The following is a 14,928-nucleotide window of genomic DNA, read 5'->3' as shown; positions in this document are numbered from 1 at the left end:
AACTCGATATTAACGTTTAGAGAACTGGTATTTTTTACGAGCTTTCTTCTGTCCGTATTTCTTACGTTCTACCATTCTTGGGTCTCTAGTTAATAAACCTTCTGGCTTAAGTGATAAACGGTTTTCTTCGTTTATCTCGCACATTGCTCTAGAGATAGCTAAACGAATAGCTTCTGCTTGGCCTGTAATACCACCACCAATAACGTTTACATTAATGTCAAATGTATTTTCGTTTTCGGTTAGCATTAAAGGTTGGTTTACTTTGTACTGTAAAGTAGCTGTTGTAAAATAATCTTTCATGTCTTTTTTGTTGACAGTTATTTTACCTTCTCCAGCAGTAACATATACTCGAGCAATAGCTGTTTTTCTACGTCCTATTTTATGAATTCTCTCCATTTAAACAAGTTCGTTTAGGTTAATACTTTTAGGTTGTTGTGCTTCGTGGTTGTGTTCTGCACCAACAAATACCTTTAGATTGTTAAAAAGTGCTGATCCTAATTTGTTTTTAGGAAGCATTCCTTTTACAGCTTTTTCGATAACTCTTCTTGGGTCTTTATCGAATAATTCTTGAGCTGTTAAACTGCGTTGTCCCCCAGGATAGTTGGTGTAGCGTAGGTAAACCTTATCGCTCCATTTGTTTCCTGTTAAGTTGATTTTTTCTGCATTTACAACAATTACGTTGTCTCCGCAATCAACGTGTGGGGTGAAATCAGGCTTGTGCTTACCTCTAATTAACTTTGCAGCAACAGAAGCAAGACGACCTAACGATTGTCCTTCAGCATCTAGCACAACCCACTCTTTGTTTACAGTGTTTTTGTTGGCAGAAACTGTTTTGTAACTTAATGTATCCACACTAAAAAATTTTAAATTAAACATTCCTTTCCCACTTCTCTAGTTAGAGAAACGGGGTGCAAATGTACAATTAATTATTTATATAACAAGGGGTGTTGTTTATATTTTTTATCTAACTGTGCTCAAAACCAAAGTATTGAAAGTGTTTTAATTATAAGGTTTTGGATTGCTACGGTGGTTTTTAGTGTGGTTTTTTTCTAAAAAAGCGAACTCCATATAAGAAAGGGGCAACAAAGAGTAGAAATATAGGGTTCTTTGTTTCTAAAAAAGCATAGCCAAAGCAAAGTAGGCCTAGTACACCAATGCTTATAAGGATATACTTTTTTGCTTGTGCTGAAATTTTCATAATGGTTTTAGAAATTACTTAAATTAAGATTTTTATATAATTAATGTGCTTCTAGCCAATTTTGTCCAATGCCTAAATCTACATCGAGCGGAACACTTAGTGAAAAAGCATTTTGCATGGCTGTTTTTATCATTTCCTGTAATACTTCCAATTCTTCTTTATGGATATCAAAAACCAATTCATCATGTACTTGAAGAAGCATTTTAGAGCGGAAATTGTTTTTGTCTAATTCTTCCTGAATTTTTATCATAGCTACTTTTATGATATCTGCAGCACTACCTTGAATGGGTGCATTTACTGCGTTTCGTTCTGCAGCACTGCGCACTACATGATTTTTTGCGTTAATGTCTTTTAGGTAACGGCGACGCCCCATAACTGTAGAAACATAACCGTTTTCACGCGCAAATTCTATTTGATCGTCAATATAATCTCTTAGCTTCGGGTAGGTTTTGTAGTAGTTTTCGATAAGTTCTTTGGCTTCTGCTCGCGATAAATTGGTTTGGTTGCTTAATCCAAATGCAGACACGCCGTATATAATACCAAAATTTACCGTTTTTGCATTGCTACGTTGTTCGCGAGTTACTTCTTCTAGCGGTACATTAAATACTTTAGCAGCTGTAGAAGCGTGGATGTCTTCTCCTCGTTTAAATGCTTCTATCATGGTTTCTTCTTGACTTAAGGCTGCAATAATACGAAGTTCTATTTGCGAATAATCGGCGGCTAATAATACATAGTTTTCATCTCTAGGAACAAAAGCTTTTCTTACGAGCTTTCCGCGTTCTGTACGGATAGGGATGTTTTGTAAATTAGGATTGTTGGAGCTTAGCCTACCTGTGGCAGCAACGGTTTGCATGTAATCGGTGTGTACGCGACCCGTTGTGGCTTCTATTTGTTTAGGAAGCGCATCTACGTAAGTGTTTTTTAGTTTTACTAAGCCTCGCCATGCTAAAACATCATTGATTATTTTATGCTTATCGGCCAATTCGGCAAGTACATCTTCGGCGGTAGAAAACTGTCCTGTTCGTGTTTTTTTTGGTTTTTCTACAAGTTTTAATTTTCCAAATAAAATATCACCCAGTTGCTTTGGTGAAGCAATGTTAAATTCTTCGTCGGCTTCTTGGTAAATGGTTTTTTCGAGCTGCAGGATGTCTTTTTCTAATTCTTTAGATAATTGCGTTAAGAATGCTTTGTCTATCTTGATGCCTTCGGTTTCCATTTTTGCTAAAACGCGTAATAATGGAATTTCTATTTCTCGGAAGAGTTTACCGTTGTTGGCATCGTTTAGTTCGGCTTCAAAAAATCGTTTTAGCTGATAGGTGATGTCGGCATCTTCTACGGCATATTCTGTTTGTTGGGCTAACGGAACTTCACGCATAGATATTTGTTTGCGTCCTTTACCTATAAGTTCTTCAATTTTTATGGGTTGATAATTAAGGTAGGTTTCTGCCAAAACATCCATGTTATGGCGCATATCAGGATTAATAACATAATGCGCAAGCATGGTATCAAATAATGCTCCGTTAACAGGAATGTTGTATTGGGCGAGTACCTTAATATCGTATTTTAAATTTTGCCCAATTTTCTCGATTTTTTCGTGGGTGAAAAACGGTAGCAGTAAAGCTAGTGTTTTGTTGGCTTTTTCGTCATCTTCTGGGATGGGAATGTAATAGCCTTTTTGTTTTTCCCAGCTAAAGGCTATGCCTACAAGTTTAGCTTCAAGAGGATTTAAGCTTGTGGTTTCTGTATCAAAGCATACCGAGGGCTGCTGTAATAATTTTTCTACAAAAAGCTTAATGGCATAATTACTGGTTATGTTTTGGTAGAAGTGTGGGGTATTTTCATGGTTTAAAAAGCCTTGAAAATCTTTTGCTTTTATGGCTGTTTTTGAAGTGTCGTTTCCAAAAAGAGAATATTGACCCGCTCCTGCAACGGGTTTTTCTTCCTTAGTGTTTTTGGTTGGTGCAGCGGTTGTGGTAAGTCCGTTGTTTTCTGGACTTCCTTCATTAAACATTTTTATAAATTGTTCGGTAAGCCTTCTAAACTCTAAATCGGTGAAAAGTTCTACCACTTTTTCTATGTTGGGTTTAGAAAGCTCAAAGTCATCTTCATCAAAAGTTACATCGCAATCGATAAAAATGGTGGCTAATTTTTTAGAAAGAATTCCTAGCTCTGCGTTGGCAATAATTTTTTCTTTCATTTTACCCTTTAGTTGGTCTGTATTTGCAAGCAAACCTTCTAAACTGCCAAATTGTGCAATAAATTTTTTAGCGGTTTTATCGCCTACACCTGGTAATCCGGGAATGTTATCAGAGGCATCTCCCATCATGCCTAAATAATCGATTACTTGGGTTGGGTGTTCTACCCCAAAACGCTCTTGAATTTCGGGAATCCCCCAAATTTCTACACCATTTCCCATACGGGCAGGTTTGTACATAAATATATTTTCAGATACCAGTTGCCCAAAATCTTTATCGGGGGTAACCATAAATACCTGGTAGTTTTGTTTTTCGGCTTGTTTGGCAAGAGTCCCGATAATATCATCTGCTTCTACCCCCATTTTTTCGATAACAGGAATATGCATAGCGGTTAAAATTTCTTGAATTATGGGAACAGAAATTTTTATGGCTTCTGGGGTTGCATCTCGGTTTGCTTTGTAGGCTTCGTACATTTCAACACGTTCAGCACTTCCTCCTTTGTCAAAACAAACGGCTAAATGGTCTGGTTTTTCTTTTTTTATAACCTCAAATAACGAATTCATAAACCCCATTACAGCCGAGGTATCTTGTCCTTTAGAATTTATTCGCGGGTTTTTTATAAAAGCATAATAACCTCTAAAAATAAGGGCGTAGGCATCTAAAAGGAAAAGGCGTTTCTTTGCAGGAGTTGTCATAAAAAGTAAATTATGGTCTAAAAATATTTATTTACCAAAGCTACAAGATTTTTTTAAGCTGTAGAAAAGTAGTTTAAGCTTTACTTCAAGGTTTTTTGGTGTAAATGCGTCCAAAAGCTTTAAGTGTTTTTTCGTCTTCAGAAAAACTTGCTGTTTGGGGTTCTTCTTTTATCGTAAAAAAAAGACTGTCATTCTGTATGTTTACTTTTATCTTGTTTTCTTTTTTTTCATGCTCATGCTCATGGTTATGATTATGCGCATGGTCATGATCATGTTTGCGTAGCGGCGTGTGTGTTTGTGTTAAGAAATACCCGCTTTCTTCTTTGTCTATTTTAATGGTAAGTTTCCCGTAATGGGCAGTGTTTTCCCATACCCCTGTATAATTTTTTTCTTTCTTACAACTGTTTAAAAATAAAAATGTAGTTGTTAATAATAGTAAAACCGCTTTTTTCATGCTAATATTTAATTTCTACAAAAGTAATAAAAACTATGCATTTGGTATTTTGTGCGTAATAGGGTTGCTGCTTCTTTCATTATTAATTACATTTGTAGTTATTTAGACTTAATAAAAATAAATAAGCTGTGAGTGTTATAAAGATTAATATGAAAGCAGCTTTAAATGCTGTTTCAGAAAACCTTAAGCTTCATAAATTAGGGGAAATAAATAATCACTGTATTCAACTGGTTAAGCTTCAGGGGGAATATGAAATGCATAAACATGAAAAGGAAGATAAGCTGTTTATGGTAATGGAAGGGACCTTGTTTTTAGAGCTTCCAACCAAAGAAATTGTAGAAATAACCGAAGGAGAAAGCCTTATTGTACCTAAAGGTGTAGAACAGAAACCTTTTCCCCCAAGGGTGTTAGCCTAGTTATTATAAAACCAGAACGAAATTAAATTATGGAAGCTACTAAGGAGATAAAAACCATCCAAGAACAATTGTACGTTACCAGAAAGGAGTTAATAACCCCACATTATTTACGGGTGTATCTTACAGGCGAAAACATTTATAAGTTTGCGAATACCACAGTAGGAGTAAATAATAAAATTATGATTCCGCCTAAGGGATGTACAGCAATACATTTTCCTACTTTTGATTATGAACAAATGCAATGGATACAACCGCCAGAAGAGGTGCGTCCTTTTATTCGTACCTATACCCATCGAGGAATAGACCTTGAAGCTAATAAAATCTGGATAGATTTTGTAATTCATGGAGAAAATGCCGAGGAAGGTCCTGCTTCTAACTGGGCGCTTACAGCTCAAAAGGGAGATGTTTTGGGAGTGTTAATGAAAAACGGAAAAAGTGAATTGTACCCGTTTGCAGAACACTACATACTGGTAGGTGATGCTACTGCGCTTCCTGTGTTGGCTTCAATTTTAGAAGATTTACCTAGCGAGGCAAAAGTTACTTGCATTCTAGAGGTTTACGACAAAGCAGACGAGCAAATTTTTTCTACCCGTGCAACTGTTAATTATACTTGGTTGCATCAAAAAACCCATTTAGGCGAGAGTAGACTTCCTGAGGAGGTTAAAAAGCTTCAACTTCCAGAGGAAAATAGGTTTGCTTATGTGGCAGCAGAATTTTCGGCAGTAAAAAAAATACGCCATTATTTACGAAAAGAAAAAAGCTGGAACCGTGATGAACTCTATGCATATTCTTATTGGAAATCTGGTGTAGCAGAAGATAAATCGGTTTCTGAACGTCAAAAAGAAAAAGAAACCATTTAAAAACGCTATGCTATGGAGAAGCAGAAACAGTTTATTTTAAGTAGCATGTAAAATAATGTAATATGAAAAAAATAAATCTAGTTTATATAGTTGTATTTGCCTTTTTACTGAATTTTAAAGCACAAGCACAAGCACAAGCGGAGAAACCTTGTCTAGTAAATGAAACCGAAGATTTTCTTTTTCAAAAAGAGAATCCACTCAGGTTGATAACTATAGGAGAGCAGCAATTGGCTATACGTTATCAAGAAGGAGAAGGTGTTCCTGTAATTTTTATACATGGCTCGTGGGACGATCACCATTCTTGGTTGCCTGTTGCTCAAGCGCTAAAAAGTCTAGAAGTTAAAAACCCATTTGTAGTGTATGATAGGCGAGGGCATGGCGCGGCTTCACCCGATATCGCACAAGGATCTATTTTGAAAGATGTAGAGGATTTAGCTCAGCTAATAGAAAAATTAAACATAGCTAAAGCACATATCGTAGGGCATTCTTACGGAGCAAACATCGCAATACAATTTGCTTTGCTTTATCCTGACAGCGTAAAAAGTCTTGTGTTGTATGAGCCTCCAATATTTGGATTGTTGAAAGAGAATCCTTCCTATCAGCAATCATTAACTACAATTAAATCGGAGATGCTAGCGGCAAAGGCTTTACTGAATTCAGGTAGTATAGAAGAAGGAACTATCCGTTTTATAGAAAAAGTTGCTTTTGGAGAAGGAAGTTGGGAAAATCTTTTTGATGCACGCGCAAGAAGCACAATACTAGCAAGCTATAGAACTTGGTTAGACCAATCTAACGATGTTGCGCGCCTTAATATTCAGCCCGAAAACTTAATAAATTTTTCAGGAAAGATTACCCTTATTGGGGGCGATGATTCTTTGGTTGTTTATCCCAACATAATAATAGAGATGAAAAACAAAGTTCCTAAAGCAACTACAAGGCAAATAGAAGGAGCAGGGCATGGCGGATTGATTTCTCATAAGAAAGAAACGGCTCAAATTATTAAAAATCATTTATTAATGAATTAAAAAATAATGGAAAAGGAATACTTAGAATTAGCAGAACAACTTAAATGTCCTTCGGGAGAAAGGGCAAAGGAAGTAGCTGATACAATGTTTGCCTCTAACGAAAATATGATAAAAACAACCATAGAAAATCTTAAGGCAGAAACTTCAGCTCAGGTATTAGAAATAGGTTTTGGAAATGCCAAACATCTAGCTTTTCTTTTTCGGGAATTAGCGGTAAAGCATTATATGGGAATAGATATTTCTAAGGCGATGGTGACAGAGGCTAACCTAGTTAATAAAACCTATGTGGCACAACAAAAAGCCGATTTTTTACAGGTTGATGGTAAAGGGAAATTGCAGTTTACTGAAAATTATTTCACACATTGTTTTACGACTAATACGCTTTACTTTTGGGAGAATCCTCAGCAGTATTTTAACGAAATTTTTCGTGTATTAAAACCTAAAGGGCAATTGGTAATTGCATGCATAGCAAAGGAGTTTGGGGAGCAACTTCCGTTTACCCAAAAAGGCTTCACTTTTTATTCGAAAGCAAGCATAAAAACCTTTTTTAAAAATGCAGGCTTTGTTGCTGTAAGTTCAATTGATTATTCGGAAGATGTAAAAAGTAAAGACGGGCAATGGGTAAGAAGACCTTTTTTTATCATAGAAGGAGAAAAGTTAGGTTAAACCTATTTAGAAAAAGGATAATAGAATAAGCTAAAGAATGTTAAATATTTATAATGCCTAACCAACTAGCTGCTATAAATGTAATTTTGCAGTTTAAGTTTAGCTAATTATGCGTTGGGTTCTTTTTACAATACTATACTCTTTAGTTGCCTTTTATGGTTTTCAAGCAATAAAAACAGTTACTAAGCAAAAGTGGCTGTATTTTTTGTATGCAGCAATAAGCATTGGGGCGTTTTTTAATTTTATATATTGGTTTTTACAACCCGCTACAGGGCATGTGTTAAGCGGGAATAGAGCCTATGCTTTTGGAGTGTTGCTGGCGGTTATATCGCTTATGTTAATCTTGGTGTTTTTCTTGTTGTTGGAAGACGGAACAAGGTTTGTAACCAAAGCAATTTCTATTTCAAGAAAAAAAAGCACCCACTTGCCTTCTCGGCGTAAGTTTATTAGCCAAATGGCATTGGCGGTAGCGGCGCTTCCTTTTTCTTCTCTATTATACGGGATGTATAAAGGAAGGTATAACTACCAAGTGCTTACTTACGAGATTGAGTTTGACGATTTACCTGCGGCTTTTGATAATTATCAAATCACTCAAATTAGCGATATTCATTCGGGGAGTTTAGATAATATCGAGAAGATAAATTACGCTGTAGATTTAATTAATAAACAACAAAGCGATGCTGTTTTTTTTACAGGAGACCTGGTTAATAATCTTGCCGATGAACTTGAAGATTGGAAACATGTTTTTAAAAATTTAAAAGCAAAGGATGGTGTTTTTTCGGTATTAGGGAATCATGATTATGGCGATTATGTAAATTGGAATTCAACCAAAGCTAAAGCTGAAAACTTAACAAGGCTAAAAGCAATCCAAAAAGAAATGGGTTGGGAGTTGCTTCTTAATGAACATAGGTGGATAGAGCGTGCACAAGAAAAAATCGCAATAGTAGGAGTAGAAAATTGGGGAACAGGAGGGTTTGTAAAACACGGAGATGCCGATAAAGCTTCTAAAGGTATAAATCCAAAGGATTTTAAAATACTTCTTAGTCATGACCCATCATATTGGCAAGAAAAAATTAAAAGCGACAAACAAAATTATCAGCTTACCTTGAGTGGACATACACACGGAATGCAGTTTGGGATAGAAATTCCTGGTTGGGTAAAATGGAGTCCCGTACAATACCGTTATAAAAATTGGGCGGGTATTTACCAAGAAATGAACAGGTTTATTAATGTAAACAGAGGCTTTGGCTATTTAGCTTACCCAGGTAGGGTAGGTATTTGGCCTGAAATTACAGTGATTAAATTACGCAGAAAAAAGCCTGATGTTGCCTAAACTAACCAATAGTATTTTCTTAATAGAAATTTAAAGTTTTTGCTATTCTACAACCACTACATTACTTTTATCTTTTCAGTTTGACCTTACTTTTTGCTTGTTGGAAAATAAAAGTGTGAAGTAGGAGTTCTTTAGTAAAGATTTGATTTATATATGACGAAATTTGGAGACTTAATAAAAGGAGAAAAAACGGTACTGTTTACTTTCTATACAACTGCTAGCGAAGAGGCAACTAATATGCACGCTATTTTAAAAAAAGTAGCAGGCTCTTTAGAAGGAGGCGTTAAAATTATACGAATAAACGCCCAAGAAAATATAGAGCTGGCAAAAGCATTGCGTATCCAAAGTGTACCTACATTGCTAATTTATAAAAATGGCGAAATGGTATGGAGGCAAAGCGGAAAGCAGCAAAGTAAAACTTTGGTAAAAATGCTTAACGATTTTAAATAAAGTTTACAACGCCGGAGAGGTATTTCCCTCCGGTGTTGCTGTACTTGTTGTATCTAATAACTGATTTTGATTAAGCTCTCTTTGTAAAGAAGAATCTAGGTTGTTGAGCTGTTCTTCATTTTGCTCCTCGTCCGTATAGAAGTGTTTAAACTTCTTTAAATACTTGTTAAACTCTTCGGCTTTTTGTTTTACAATTTTCTCGTCCTGGTGGATAATAAGTAAGTCTACTAGGCTTCGGTACAATTCTATGTTGTTGATAATTTCTTGTCCGTATTTATACTGCCAATCTAGCGGAAGCGTACTAAAATAATCCAGTTGTTCTTGGTAGAATTTTGCAGATTTATGCCATATTTCTCGCGCTTTTTCGGTTTCTCCTATTTCATAGTATCCATTAATAAAAGGATCTAATAGCGTGTAATACCCAAACTTCTCTACAGGTGTTTTTTCCATGCCTAAGTCTAGAATTTCTTTTGCCCTTAGGCTGTCTTTTTCCTCGAGAAGGTTATCTACCAATCTAGCAAGATTTGAGCGGTAAGTAATGGCCTGCCTGCGGCTTTCTACATCGTGGTACATTTCTGGTTTTCCATTATTTCCCCAATCCCATTTAGTAACAATATCATACATTTTTTCTGTATCTATTCGTCCCATTTCATAAGGATTTCTTGGGTCTATAGGTGTTTTTATAGGAACCAGCTTATACGCAAGACCATCTAATTGCAGGTAATCTTTCATCCAAAGGTAATCGCCATTGCTAAAACTACCGCCTGTAAAGTATATAGGGCGTTTCCAATCGGTGTTAGCTACAACATCTAACATTAGTAACCGATGTTTGTAGAGCATGTTTTGGTCTATTTCCAAATCGATGTAAGGAACAATATTATCACGGTCCTTTTTATCTACAATCCCATATTCAATAGCATTGGTGGCGCTTACAGGAATACGTATGCTTTTTGTAGGAAATGTATTGATAACAATATTGTTTTGCATTTCTGCTTTCGTACTCGGGTTATCGCTCTTAATATATTTTAGCCAATTAGAAATAAGCATGGTATCTCTAACCCGGGTATCTTTAGAATAACGAACGTACTCGTTTGTTCCGTACTGGTAATCTTTAAGCTCTAGGCTTGTTTTTACAGGAGGACTTTTGTAAGCAGCTCTTCGCATCTGGTCGATATACCAATCGGTGGCAAATAAACTGGTGTTAATTACACGCACATCTGTCCTGTAGCCTTCTATTTCTTGTGCATACCAAAGTGCAAAGGTATCGTTGTCTCCAATGGTAAATAAAATGGCATTTTCATCAACAGAATCTAAATACATTTTTGCCATTGCATTGGCGGTATTTCGGTAAGAACGGTTATGGTCGTCCCAGTTTTGAGAAATTAAAATGCCAGGCACTGCCAATAAGGCAATAATGCTTATTCCTGGGGCTAATAACTTCGGACTTATTTTATGACGAAGTTTGTCGAAAATAGCATAAACACCAAAGCCTATCCACATGGCAAACACATAAAAGGAACCAACCAATGCATAGTCGCGTTCACGAGGTTCAAAAGGACGCTCGTTGAGGTATATTTTAAGGGCTATACCTGTAAAAAGAAAAAATACGAGCAGTACCCAAAAGTTTTTCTGATCCTTTTTTAGGTGGAATAATAATCCGATAATTCCCAGAATCAAGGGTAAGAAGAAATACGTGTTACGCCCTTCGTTATTTTTTACAGTAGTAGGTAAATTATCTTGTGGGCCTAAGCGCATTTCATCGATAAATTTAATCCCGCTAAGCCAATTCCCATTAAAGTTATCCATATTACCTTGGATGTCGTTTTGTTTTCCAACAAAATTCCACATAAAGTATCGCCAGTACATGTATCCAATTTGGTACTCAAATAAATACCTAAAGTTGGCTGCTGCAGAGGGTTTTTCAATGTCTATATAAGGAGCTAGTTGCGTAAGGAAACTTATGTATTCATCGTTGCCTATTTCGCCCAAAGCAAAGGCTTTTTTAAATTCCGCTATCGTAGCATGTAAATCTTGTTCTGACTGAAATTCAGGTTTAACGGTAAATTCTAGTGGACCTGTGTACATTAGGTAGTTAGCCATGTGGTCCGGACTCCAAAGTCGAGGGAGGAAAGCTTTATGCTCATCGCTAGAATTCTGTTTAGCGTTTTTCCATTGATTGATGATTTCATATTTCCCCGTTTCTTTGTTTTCTTCATACTTAGGTTTATCGTCCACAAAAGGCCTGTCCTTATCTAAACCTGCAAACATATCGGTAAATTGAGGCCCATAGAAAAGTTTGGTTTCCCCATATTGTTCACGGTTATAGTAAGCTAATAGTTCTTGTGCGTCATCCGGGCTATTTTCGTTAATTACAGTTCCTGCATTAGATCGGATAGGAAGCATTATCCAGGAAGAGAAACCAATAAAAATAAACAGTATACAAAGTACAATAGTATTTAGTTGAGGGTAATTTTTCCTTTTAGTGAATTTTAATAGGAAATAGAAAGCAGCAACTAACACTAAAGCTGCAATAAAGGTACCCGAATGGAAAGGAAGCCCTATCGTGTTGATGAAAAATATTTCTGATTTTGCGAAAAATGTAAGTGAATATGGAAGGAGGAACTTAAAAATAAACATCAAAACCCCTACAATAATAATATTGGCAAGCACAAAGTTTTTTAGCGTAACCTTGGGTGTAGTTTTAAAATAATATAGAAAACCTATTGCCGGGATGGTAAGTAGGCCCATAAAGTGTACCCCAAAGCTTAAACCTATAATTAACGAAATTAAAATAAGCCAACGGTTTCCTCTTGGGGTAAATAAATCTCTTTCCCATAATAAGCCTAAATAAAACATTATTGCTAAAATACAGCTTGCCATGGCGTAAACTTCTGCTTCTACTGCGCTAAACCAGAAGCTGTCGGTAAAAGCAAAGGCAAGTGCTCCAACGCTTGCGCTTCCTAAAATAGCTATTTTTTGAGCATTGTTAAGGGTATTGGTAGGGCCGGTTATTTTTCTAATCAATAAGGTAATAGACCAAAACATAAAAAGTATGGTAAAAGCACTAGATAGGGCAGAAACCATATTGATTACTAAAGCAATTTGCGAAGGCTCTGGTGCAAATACAGAAAAGAAGGCTCCTATCATTTGGTACAATGGCGCTCCAGGAGGGTGTCCTACTTGAAGTTTAGAAGCAGTAGAAATGTATTCGCCAGCATCCCAAAAACTTGCGGTGGGTTGTACCGTTAGAGCATATACAAAAAGGGCAATGGCAAAACAGGTCCATCCCAAAATCAAGTTCCATTTTTTAAAATTTAATTCTTTCATGCTGTATTTTCTACGCTTATAATTAGGTTAATTTATTTGCGACTAGCCATTAAGGGACGAATTTAAGAATAAATATGCAATGAGGCTTGCCTGTAAAACAAAAAATATTCTAAAATTTTTTTCTTTTTATTTTGGTGAAAACAAAGTTTGTATTATATTTGCAACCGCAAACATGATGGCCTATGGTGTAACTGGCAACACGTCTGATTTTGGTTCAGAAGAGTCTAGGTTCGAGCCCTAGTAGGCCAACAAAAAAACCGAGTTGAATTTTCAACTCGGTTTTTTTTATTTTGTAGCTTATTGGTTAAGCTTTTAATTGTTCGTCTAAGCTAGCAGGTTGGTATTCTGGTACCAATAGGTGTAATGCTTCTATCGCTTTGTCTGCATTATTGGTTTTTACCAATTCTAAAAGATTGCTTAAAAGGTTTATTTTAGTTTCGTTAAATTCATGAGTAGCTTGGGCAATCATTATTTTTTCATGATGTGTAGGCAGGGTTGTTTCTTTGTCTGCAAGTAGCTCTTCGTATAATTTTTCTCCTGGACGCAAGCCTGTTATCTCAATTTCGATATCTTTTCCAGGAACAAGTCCTGTTAATCGAATCATGTGTTTTGCAAGGTCTAGTATTTTTACTGGAGAGCCCATGTCAAAAACAAAAATTTCGCCTCCTTTTCCCATGGCGCCAGCTTCTAGTACAAGTTGGCAGGCTTCATCAATAGTCATAAAATAACGAGTTATTTCGGGATGCGTTACGGTTACAGGGCCATTTTCACGAATTTGCTTTTTAAAATGTGGGATTACCGAGCCGTTTGAGCCTAATACATTTCCAAACCTAGTGGTTATAAAAGTGGTATTGTGATTGTTTTTGTGTGCGAGTGATTGTATGTAAAGCTCTGCGGAGCGTTTAGATGCTCCCATAATATTGGTGGGGTTTACTGCCTTATCGGTAGAGATAAATACAAAGTTTTCTACCTTGTGTTTTGTGGCTAAGTCAGCAAGGTTTCTAGAGCCTTGAAAGTTTACACTAAGTGCCTCTATCGGGTTTTCTTCCATCATTGGGACATGCTTATATGCGGCACCGTGAAATACTACTTGAGGCTGATGAGTGGTAAAAACATCTTTTAGGCGTTTTTTATCACGGACGTTAGCGACAATTTTTTCGTAACCTATTTCTGGGTAAAATTTATTTAAACAAATACACAGTTCGTGTAAAGGGGTTTCTGCTTGGTCCAACAGAAGTATTTTTTTAGGTTTAAATCGGATTACCTGTTTTACAATTTCACTTCCTATAGATCCAGCAGCTCCTGTTACAAGGATGGTTTTGTTTTTATATAAATCAAATAATTTTTCGTTGTTTAATTTTATAGGATTTCGTTGTAGTAAATCTTCTATTTTTATTTCTTTTAAAGCGCCAGAGGGTTGCTTGTTGTTTTCGGCAAGGTTTTGTAATTCAGGGAGCTTGTATATTTTAAATTTTAAGTCGAGTAATGTGGGGATAACGTCGCTATTGCTGTTGCGAAGTTCTTTAAGTTTTTCGTCGCTAACAATAATGTTTTTAGGGGCGTTAGAGCTGTTTTTTATTTGTTCTAAACTATAAATGGGAAGGTTGAATATTAATTTACGTAAAATTTTCTCTTCGGTATTTACAAAACCTATTATTTCAACTTGTTCGCTGCTTTCAGAGATGAAGCCCTCTGCCATAGAAATATCGTTAGGTTTTATTCCTAAAATAAAGGCTTTTTGAGCTTTAACTTTATTGATTTGAATTATTTTATACGCACGTTTTACAGATAACCTAAAGATGAATAAAAACGAGAACGCTATAAAACCATAAATAACAATTCCTGCGTATGGTGTTATTACTTCTCCAAAGTTTAAAGCATATAGAAAATTAATAAGCATTAATAAAATAACCGAAGTAGTGGTTACTTGAAGTTGCTTAATAACATCCCTGAAATTTGAGTATCGTATAAGTCCTGAGTAAGAGCGGAATAACAAAAAGCAAATGCCTTGTACCAGAATGATTACCAAAATTTCCCATCGAAATTTTAAAAAGTTAAAAGGCGTATCGGTAATTGTTGCTACTAGAAAAGAGGCGCTTTTTGCAGCGATTAAAGTGATAATTAAATCGATTAACAGAATAATGTTTCTGTTTACATAATTGTTTACAAGGGGTTTAAATAGGTTTACAAAGAACCTAGTAAAAAATACCTTCTGTTTTTTTAAAGCATTCATTAATATGGGGGTAATCTATTTGGTCAGTTAAGAGCAAATGTAATCCTTTTTTGAGAGCATTAGGTTTAATTTGTGT

At 35.8% G+C, this 14,928-nt stretch carries 12 protein-coding genes and 1 tRNA gene; 7 read left to right on the top strand and 6 right to left on the bottom strand.

Going from position 1 to position 14,928, the window contains the following annotated elements; genetic code table 11:
• Positions 1–9 precede the first annotated feature (9 nt).
• The 4 genes from rpsI to GGR32_RS02340 form a co-directional block, all read right to left on the bottom strand.
• Positions 10–396 carry a 30S ribosomal protein S9 gene (gene rpsI / locus GGR32_RS02355; protein ID WP_183475991.1) on the bottom strand — a complete coding sequence of 129 codons (387 nt, stop codon included), beginning with the start codon at positions 394–396 and terminating at the stop codon, positions 10–12.
• Positions 397–852, bottom strand: coding sequence for a 50S ribosomal protein L13 (gene rplM / locus GGR32_RS02350; RefSeq protein ID WP_343066417.1), 456 nt, complete (start codon positions 850–852; stop codon positions 397–399).
• A 386-nt stretch (positions 853–1,238) separates the two neighbouring features.
• Positions 1,239–4,088 carry a DNA polymerase I gene (gene polA / locus GGR32_RS02345; protein WP_183475989.1) on the bottom strand — a complete coding sequence of 950 codons (2,850 nt, stop codon included), beginning with the start codon at positions 4,086–4,088 and terminating at the stop codon, positions 1,239–1,241.
• An 85-nt stretch (positions 4,089–4,173) separates the two neighbouring features.
• Entirely contained in the window at positions 4,174–4,542 is a 369-nt protein-coding gene (locus tag GGR32_RS02340) for a hypothetical protein (RefSeq protein WP_183475987.1), read from the bottom strand.
• Between the two features lie 149 nt (positions 4,543–4,691).
• On the opposite strand from GGR32_RS02340, the gene GGR32_RS02335 reads away from it, so the two are divergent.
• The 6 genes from GGR32_RS02335 to GGR32_RS02310 all read left to right on the top strand — a co-directional run bounded on the left by GGR32_RS02335 (position 4,692) and on the right by GGR32_RS02310 (position 9,292).
• Complete coding sequence (locus tag GGR32_RS02335; protein ID WP_183475985.1) at positions 4,692–4,958, top strand: cupin domain-containing protein; 267 nt, start codon at positions 4,692–4,694, stop codon at positions 4,956–4,958.
• A gap of 29 nt (positions 4,959–4,987) precedes the next feature.
• Positions 4,988–5,818 (top strand): siderophore-interacting protein, encoded by an 831-nt coding sequence (locus tag GGR32_RS02330; RefSeq protein WP_183475983.1) that lies wholly within the window; start codon positions 4,988–4,990, stop codon positions 5,816–5,818.
• Positions 5,819–5,880: 62 nt separating this feature from the next.
• The gene (locus GGR32_RS02325) at positions 5,881–6,843 is read left to right on the top strand and encodes an alpha/beta fold hydrolase (RefSeq protein WP_183475981.1); all 963 of its coding nucleotides are present in this window, start codon (positions 5,881–5,883) and stop codon (positions 6,841–6,843) included.
• A gap of 6 nt (positions 6,844–6,849) precedes the next feature.
• Entirely contained in the window at positions 6,850–7,509 is a 660-nt protein-coding gene (locus GGR32_RS02320; RefSeq protein ID WP_183475979.1) for a class I SAM-dependent methyltransferase, read from the top strand.
• A 109-nt stretch (positions 7,510–7,618) separates the two neighbouring features.
• A complete protein-coding gene (locus GGR32_RS02315; RefSeq protein WP_183475977.1) occupies positions 7,619–8,842 on the top strand; it encodes a metallophosphoesterase in 1,224 nt (407 codons plus the stop codon).
• Between the two features lie 153 nt (positions 8,843–8,995).
• On the top strand, positions 8,996–9,292 hold the full coding sequence (locus tag GGR32_RS02310; RefSeq protein ID WP_183475975.1) for a thioredoxin family protein: 297 nt from the start codon (positions 8,996–8,998) through the stop codon (positions 9,290–9,292).
• 3 nt (positions 9,293–9,295) lie between these two features.
• Here the strand turns inward: GGR32_RS02310 and GGR32_RS02305 are convergent, their stop codons facing one another.
• The gene (locus GGR32_RS02305) at positions 9,296–12,619 is read right to left on the bottom strand and encodes a glycosyltransferase family 117 protein (RefSeq protein ID WP_183475973.1); all 3,324 of its coding nucleotides are present in this window, start codon (positions 12,617–12,619) and stop codon (positions 9,296–9,298) included.
• 176 nt (positions 12,620–12,795) lie between these two features.
• On the opposite strand from GGR32_RS02305, the gene GGR32_RS02300 reads away from it, so the two are divergent.
• Positions 12,796–12,868 (top strand) — tRNA-Gln (locus GGR32_RS02300).
• Between the two features lie 55 nt (positions 12,869–12,923).
• Here the strand turns inward: GGR32_RS02300 and GGR32_RS02295 are convergent.
• Positions 12,924–14,852, bottom strand: coding sequence for a polysaccharide biosynthesis protein (locus GGR32_RS02295; protein ID WP_183475971.1), 1,929 nt, complete (start codon positions 14,850–14,852; stop codon positions 12,924–12,926).
• Between the last annotated feature and the right edge of the window lie 76 nt (positions 14,853–14,928).

The organism is Mesonia hippocampi (assembly GCF_014197445.1).
Classification (GTDB): Bacteria; Bacteroidota; Bacteroidia; order Flavobacteriales; family Flavobacteriaceae; genus Mesonia; species Mesonia hippocampi.
Note: the sequence above shows the minus strand (reverse complement) of the source record. Positions and strands in the feature narration are given on the sequence as shown.